Genomic DNA, 7051 nt, shown 5'->3' with positions numbered 1-7051 from the left:
GCCGCCCCTGGACGACGACACCTCGCCCGACCTGTGGGCGAGGAGCCAGGAGGCGATCGCCGACCGGAACGTCGTGGACGGCCTGGCGCTCGCACGGGCGGCGGCGGCCGGTGACCTGGCGGACGAGGTCGGGGCCGCGGCGCACCTGGCCGACCTGGTCGAGGCCCTCGACGCCGTCGGCGACCTCATCCTGGCCGAGAGCGTGCACCACCTGATCGGGGGCAACGCCCTGCGCGCCGGGATGGCCGCCGACACCCTCGGCCAGGGCGGGGACGTCCCGGACCGCTTCGAGGTGCTGACCACCCCGCACCGGGGCCGGGCCGTCACCCAGCGGCTGGCCGTGGCGGTGCCGGACGTCCCCGCGCCCGCGCCCGGCTGGCCCGCCGACGCCCTCACGGCCCTCGAACCCCGGCTGGACGCCTGGGTGTCCGGGCTGCTGGGGCCCGCTTCGGAGCTGCGGCTCTCCGGAACGGTGCCGGAGACCGGGGAGGAGTTCACGGAGACCGCCGATCAGCTCGGCATGGGCGCGCTGGCGCTGATCCTGGACGCGTCCAGCGCCGACCAGCCCAGGCTGACTCACAGAGGGACGAGGCGTCTCCACGGCGAGGGCTGGGCCGGGCTGCGCGAGCTGGCGGTGCGCCTGCGCACCCTGCTGGCGTCCGCGCAGCCGCTCGTGCCCGCGCATCTGCTGCCGCCGGAGGCGGCTCCCGTCCCCGTCGACCTCGGTGAGCTGCGCGCGCGGGTGATCGCGTACAAGGACGCGGTGACGGCCGCGGGCGCCGACCCCGACCGGCTCGCGGCGCTGGGCGTCACCGCCGCCGACCCCGCGGCGGTGCTCGCGCGGCTCGGCACCGTGCTCGCCGGGACGCCCGGCGAGGACTGGCTGCGCATGGTCAGCGACGTGCTCTCCGGCCTGCTCGGCGCGCGGCTTCCGCTGGTCCCGAGGCTGACCGGCGTTGCCGTCGGGCCCCGCCCGCCGGGCGCGAGCGGCTCGGCGATCGGGGCCTGGCTCGGCCGGTACGCCGCCGTCCGGCCCGCCGCCCGCGCCTGGCACGAGACCCTGCTCCTCACCGGCGGCGCGGGGAGCCACACCGCCGCGCAGGAGCCGATGCGGACGGCCGCCGACCCGTGGATCGGCGGCACCTTCGACCCGGACGACCGCCCACCCGCCCAATGGCACCTCGTCTGCCACCTGCCCCGGCCGATCGGCCCCGGGGAACCGCTCGCCGGGATCGTCCTGGACGAGTGGGCCGAGACGCTGCCGGGCTCGGACGGCGCGGTCGGCGGTGCCGGGAAGGGCCCGCACGAGCTGACCGGGGTGACGTTCCACTACGACCGCCCGGACGCCAAGGCTCCGCAGGCCGTGCTGATCGCCGTCCCGCCCGACCCGGTCCGCGGCTGGACGTCCGACGTCCTGGCCCTGGCCGTCCACGACACGCTGGAACTGGCCAAGCTGCGCGCCGTCGACCTGGGCGACCTCCCGATGCTGGACAACCTGCTGCCCGGCGCCACCGCCGTCATGTTCAGCGCGGTCAGGCGCGTCCTGGCGCAGTTCGAGGAGGATTCCGGCATCCAGCTCTTCGACCCGTTCACCGGTCAGCCCCGGTTCCCGCTCGACGACATGTACCGGATGGAGCCGCTGCACCGGAGCAGCGAGGTGGCGTCCGGGCTGGCGGCGCGGATCCACGACGCGGCCTGGATGCTGACCAGGCAGTGGCAGTTCGGCGAGTTCGCCGGGCAGGACGCCGGGTCGCCGATCGACGTCGAGCTGACCGGCGAGAGCCGTCCCATCACGGCCTGGCGGCCACCGGACGGGCCGTGGACGCCCTACGATCCGCGGCTCGGGCCGCTCGAACCGCAGGTGGAGTCCGAGCCGCCGGTCGTCGACGAGCGGGCGCGGGCCGAGGGCGGCGCCCAGTTCGTCACGATGCTGGCCGAGGCGGGCCGCTCGGACGCGCTGCCCGGGCTGCTGGCGGAGTTCGCGCTGCGTCCGGGGCCCGGCGGCCTGGTCGGCCTGCTCGGCGGCCGGGTCCCGGACGCCGCCGCGCTGGCCGCCGCGATCGACGCCGGGCGGCTCAGCGGCGACGGGCTCGCCGACGTCGCCCGCCGCTGGCGGGACTGGTGGGCCGAGGCCGTCCCGCGCCCCACCCCCGACACCTTCGACGGCCACCGCTTCGAGCACCGGCTGGCGCTGGCCGCGGGCGACACGGTGCTGACCGCCGGCGAGTACCTCGGCGACGGCCTCGACTGGTACAGCCTGGACGCCGACCCGGACGCGCTCGCCCCCGACCCGGCCCCGCCGCGGCCGCTGCACGTCAAGGCGGTCCCGGCGCCCGTCCGGTACGGCGGCATCCCCGCCGACCGGTTCTGGGAGATGGAGGACGCCGCCGTCGACCTCGGCGCGGTCGCGGTCGACGCCTTGGACACCGGACGGCTCCTGCTGGTCGGGTTCGCCACGATCTTCGGCAACGACTGGTTCACCCTGCCCGTGGAAGTGCCTGCGGGCTCGCTCACCACGCTCACGTCCCTGCTGGTCACCGACACCTTCGGGCAGCGGCACCTGATCGAGCGGGCGGGGGCGGACGACCCGTCCTGGAACATGTTCGCCCTGCACGGCGCTCCGGACGGGCTGCTCATGATGCCCGCCGCCGCCCACATGCCGGGACGGCCGCTGGAGACCCTCGTCCTGGCCCGGGACGAGCTCGCCAACGTCGGCTGGGCGATCGAGCGGACCGTCACCGACGGCCGCGGCGAACTACTCGACCGCCGCGAGGAATGGCTCCGGACCGCACCGGCGCCGCCCGTCCCGGAAGGCCCGTCCTACGCGGTGCAGACGATCGTGCCCGACTACTGGCTGCCGCTCGTCCCGGAGGCGGTCGGCGTCGGCGCGATCCGCTTCAAGCTCACCGGCCTGGTGCAGCCCGGAATCGAGTCGGCTCCGCGCGGCCGCCTGCTGACCGGGGAGACCTGGCTGCACGAGGAGGAGGTCCCCAGGGAGGGGAGCCATGTCACGAGGCGGCCGGTGCTGTCGCGCTGGACGGACGGCTCCTGGCACGCGTGGATCCGCCGGGAGAAGACGGCCGGGACGGGCGAGGGCTCCAGCGGTCTCGCGTTCGACATCGTCCGCCCGTCCGAGGCGTGGCCGATCTAGGAGCTGAGAGAATGAGCCTTTTCGCGGGCGCGAAGCCGAATCCGCTCAACAACACCGCGCACATCCTTATGCAGGCGGCGCTGGAAACGGCCCGGCAGGGTCTGCTGGCGATCGGCACGCCGAACGTCGACCGGCTGGCGCTCATGGTCGTCCTGCTGACCGGGCACGAAGGACAGGACGGCCACCCCTGGGCGGGCGTCCGGACGGACGAGGAGCACTTCTCGGCCAGCCTGCTCAAAGTCGCGGCGATGTACGCGGCGTTCGACCTCCGCTCGAGTGCCGACCAGCTCGTCGCCCCGGCCGGCCTCACTTCCTGGCCCGACATCGAGGCCGCGCTGAGGGCCGAGTTCGATCCCGAGATCGACGCCCACACCCCGGTCTTGATCAGCGACCCGGGCCTTTCCCCGAAGCTGCGCCCGCAAGACCGGCATCGCAAGCCGGACTATGGCGCGGTGCTGAAGCCCGGTACCGGTTCGGTCTTCGTCGTCGACTTCACCCCGGGGCAGCTCAGCGCCTTCCGGGACATGATCGTCGGTCAGCACAACCCTGGCGCCACGACGACGATCCACGGCCTGGGCTATCCCTACCTCAACGGCAAGCTCGCCGACGACGGATTCTTCGAAAGCTCGAACAACAAAGGGGTGTGGCTCGCCGGCGATTACACCAACGAGACCAATTGGCCCTCCGCGCGGATCGACAGCGTGAACGACGGCCTGGTCGCCCAGGCCACCACGGTCGAACACTTCGCACGAATGCTGACGCTCTTGTTCGACGACCGGCTGATAGGGCCGACGAGCAACGCCGAAATGAGAAGTCTGATGCAGCAGGCCGGAGCGTGGTTCCACCACGACGGTCTCATTCCGGGGCCCATGATCTGGCCGCGCGACGGACGTTTCATCGCCACCGCCAGCAAGGTGGGTCTCGGACCGCTGAAAAGCGGGAAGCAGACCTTCTCGGAGGGCCTCGTGGTGCACGACACTTCGCGCGCGCTCGATTTCCTCGTCGTCTGGCAGAACGTGCACGACACGCTCGGACCGGGCCAGGTGCCGTTCCGGCGCACGTTCGAGCCCGTCGCGCAGCTCATCGAGGCGACCATCAGCGCGTTCGTGCCCCTCTGAGCACCAGACCCAAAGTCGGACATTACGGTCATTTGTAGCTTTCGGGGCTTCATCGATGGGAGGCCGCGGGTAGGGCGGCCAACGCGGCGGGACGCGGCCCGCCGCCATGCCACGCGGGCCGTCAGAACTCAGCGCTGAAAGGAACCCGCCATGACGGAACCCAGCCCCTTCCCACCGCCGAGACGCGACCTGTGCGGGGCCATGCACGTCCACCGCCGGCTGCTGAACGAGAGCATGACGTACCGCGCGCGGCGCGCGCAGATCGAGAACCGGGCGCTCCAGTTCGAGTCCGGACGGCTCAGCTCCGCCCGTACGGACGTGATCACCATCCCGGTCGTCGTGCACGTGGTGTACAACGGCGCGGCGGAGAACATCGGCGATCAGCAGATCATGAGCCAGCTCGACGTCCTGAACCAGGACTTCCGGGCCGCGAACCCCGACGTCTCGAAGGTGCCGGACGTCTGGACGTCGCTCGTCGCGGACACGCGGCTCGAGTTCGCGCTCGCCACGAAGGACCCGCTCGGCAACCCGACCGATGGGATCGTCCGGGTCGAGACCGCGCAGAGCGGGTTCGACACCGACGACGGCGTGAAGGCCAGTGCCACCGGAGGCTCCGACCCCTGGCCGACCGACCAGTACCTCAACATGTGGGTCTGTCAGCTGACGGGCGGCCTGCTCGGCTACGCGCAGTTCCCCGGCGGCCCGCCGCAGACCGACGGCGTGGTCGTCCTGCACTCGGCGTTCGGGACGACCGGCACCGCCACGCCCCCGTTCAACGGGGGCCGCACCGCCACCCACGAGATCGGGCACTGGCTCGACCTGTTCCACATCTGGGGCGACGACGACGGCGCCTGCAGCAACGACGACCGGGTGGCCGACACGCCGAACCAGGCCGACGCCAACACCGGGGCCCCGAAGTTCCCGCACGTGACGTGCAACAACGGCCCGAACGGCGACATGTTCATGAACTACATGGACTACGTCGACGACGCCGCGATGTTCATGTTCACCCTGGGTCAGCGGGAGCGGATCGACGCCTGCCTGGAGGGGGCGCGGTCGTCCTTCGTGGTCGCGAGCCTGCAGCCGTCCGCGGCGCAGCCCGCCGCGCCGGCGCAGCCCGCCAAGCAGCCCGTCCCGGCCGGTGGGGTGACGCACAACGGCGACGTCGAACGGCTCCTGCACGACTCGGAGCGGCTGACCAGGGAAGTCCTGGAGGACATCCACAACATGCTGGGCCTCGTCGGCCACCGTCCCGGCGGATGACCGGCCCCGGACGGGACGCACCGCCCGACGTCACGGGCTCATGGGTGCATGCCTTCGAGGAGGACACGCCGGCCGGGGCGGTGTACCGGCCGGCGGACCGTCCGTTCCCGCCCGCGCGCCGCCCGCGCCGCCGCATCGAGTTCCGTCCGGACGGCACGTACACCGAGCGCCGCCCCGCGCGCGACGACCGGCTGAACGAGGTGCGGGGACGCTGGGAGGCGCAGGGAACGGACCAGATCGCCGTCACCTTCCCCGACGGAGGCGGCTCGCCCTTCGACCTCACCGTCCTCTCCCGGACGGAGGACAGGCTCGTCCTCGCGAGATGACCGTGAGCGCCGGTCAGCGCTTCGGGCCGGTGAGCGCTTCGACTCGGGCCGGTCAGCGCTTCGGCTCGGTGGGCACCGAGCCGGATACGGGAGGCGGCGACGGGGACGGCCCGTGCACGCCCTCCAGGACGGCCTGGCCCTGCCTGTCCACGAACTTCGTGAACAGCTCCTGTGAGTAGCCGAGGACGACCGCCCAGGCGATGATCTGCCCCGGCGAGTCGAGCGCGCTGAGCCCGGGGACGAACCCGCCGCGCATCAGCAGCAGGCCGAGCACGGCGGTCAGCGCCCCGGTCGGCAGCTTGAGCAGGGCGAGCGCGACCGGGATCCCGAAGGCGGTGGACGTCCCGCGGATCTTCCGCAGCGCCGACGCCGCCGCGATCCCGGCCGCGACCAGCCCGATGAACATTACGACGATGTAGTCGCCCCAACCGGCGGCCTCGCGCGTCCGCGTGTCCAGCTGCCCGGCCGGGACGGACGGCGCCGCGCCCGTGGGGCAGACGACGCTGAAGTCACCTCGCGCGCCGGGGCTCGGAGCCGGGGTGAAGCACAGCGGGACGGCCGTCCGCCACAACGCCGAGAGCACCCCGATGGCGATCACCGTGCAGAACAGGAACACGGCGATCCACCGGACGATCCGCACGAAGCTGTCGGCGCGCAGCTTCTCCCGCAGCGCGGCCTGGCGCGCGGTGTCCACGGCGGCGACCAGCGTGACGAGCTGCCCCTCGGTGAGGGACGCGGGCTGACCGGTCTCCTGGGCGTCGCGCTGCTCCTTGGCCAGCCGCTCCACGAAGATCCGGTGCTCGTCGGCCGGGGCGAGATGCCGCCTGACCGCGGCGCACATGGCGGGCAGGAACGATTGCAGTTCCCCGGGCGAGAGCGTCCGCATCCACAGGGAACGCGCGCAGTTCAGGTGAAGCTGGGCGGTGGTCACATGGGACGCCGTCAGGCTCCTGCGATGCGTGCCGGGGTCGATGACGTCCATCGCCCGGTCCAGGGCCTGCTCGGCGCCGCGCAGCAGTTCCGCGTTCTCGGGCGACTGGACTTCTTCGTCCCGCGGAGTCGCGAGGATCGCGCGGAGTTCGTGGACGTCCGCGCGCACTTCCTCGCACAGCACCCACGAGCCCCGCTCGCGCGCCCACTCGTCGAGTCTGGGGGCGCCGGGGATCCAGCCGGTCCAACGGGCCATCCGCCGA

General features: G+C 73.0%; 5 protein-coding genes. 4 read left to right on the top strand and 1 reads right to left on the bottom strand.

What is annotated here, in order from left to right; translation table 11 throughout:
* The 4 genes from E1287_RS43675 to E1287_RS13770 form a co-directional block, all read left to right on the top strand.
* Positions 1-3151, top strand: a 3151-nt coding sequence (locus E1287_RS43675; protein ID WP_207934200.1) for a hypothetical protein, incomplete at its 5' end; no start/stop codon positions are given.
* Positions 3152-3162: 11 nt separating this feature from the next.
* Positions 3163-4269 (top strand): hypothetical protein, encoded by a 1107-nt coding sequence (locus tag E1287_RS13780; RefSeq protein ID WP_131965314.1) that lies wholly within the window; start codon positions 3163-3165, stop codon positions 4267-4269.
* Between the two features lie 150 nt (positions 4270-4419).
* Positions 4420-5532, top strand: coding sequence for a zinc metalloprotease (locus tag E1287_RS13775; protein WP_207934199.1), 1113 nt, complete (start codon positions 4420-4422; stop codon positions 5530-5532).
* Positions 5529-5858: a hypothetical protein gene (locus E1287_RS13770; protein ID WP_131965313.1), complete on the top strand. Its 330-nt coding sequence runs from the start codon at positions 5529-5531 to the stop codon at positions 5856-5858. Before E1287_RS13775 ends, E1287_RS13770 begins: the two co-directional genes overlap by 4 nt.
* Positions 5859-5910: 52 nt before the next feature.
* Here the strand turns inward: E1287_RS13770 and E1287_RS13765 are convergent, their stop codons facing one another.
* Entirely contained in the window at positions 5911-7044 is a 1134-nt protein-coding gene (locus E1287_RS13765; protein ID WP_131965312.1) for a hypothetical protein, read from the bottom strand.
* Positions 7045-7051 lie beyond the last annotated feature (7 nt).

Source organism: Actinomadura sp. KC06, assembly GCF_004348735.1.
GTDB lineage: Bacteria > Actinomycetota > Actinomycetes > Streptosporangiales > Streptosporangiaceae > Spirillospora.
This window is presented reverse-complemented; position numbering and strand designations above follow the sequence as displayed.

Coding starts and splice junctions, on each gene's coding strand:
- E1287_RS13770 (WP_131965313.1), top strand. CDS start 5,529: ATGACCGGCCCCGGACGGGACGCACCGCCCGACGTCACGGGCTCATGG.
- E1287_RS13780 (WP_131965314.1), top strand. CDS start 3,163: ATGAGCCTTTTCGCGGGCGCGAAGCCGAATCCGCTCAACAACACCGCG.
- E1287_RS13765 (WP_131965312.1), bottom strand. CDS start 7,044: ATGGCCCGTTGGACCGGCTGGATCCCCGGCGCCCCCAGACTCGACGAG.
- E1287_RS13775 (WP_207934199.1), top strand. CDS start 4,420: ATGACGGAACCCAGCCCCTTCCCACCGCCGAGACGCGACCTGTGCGGG.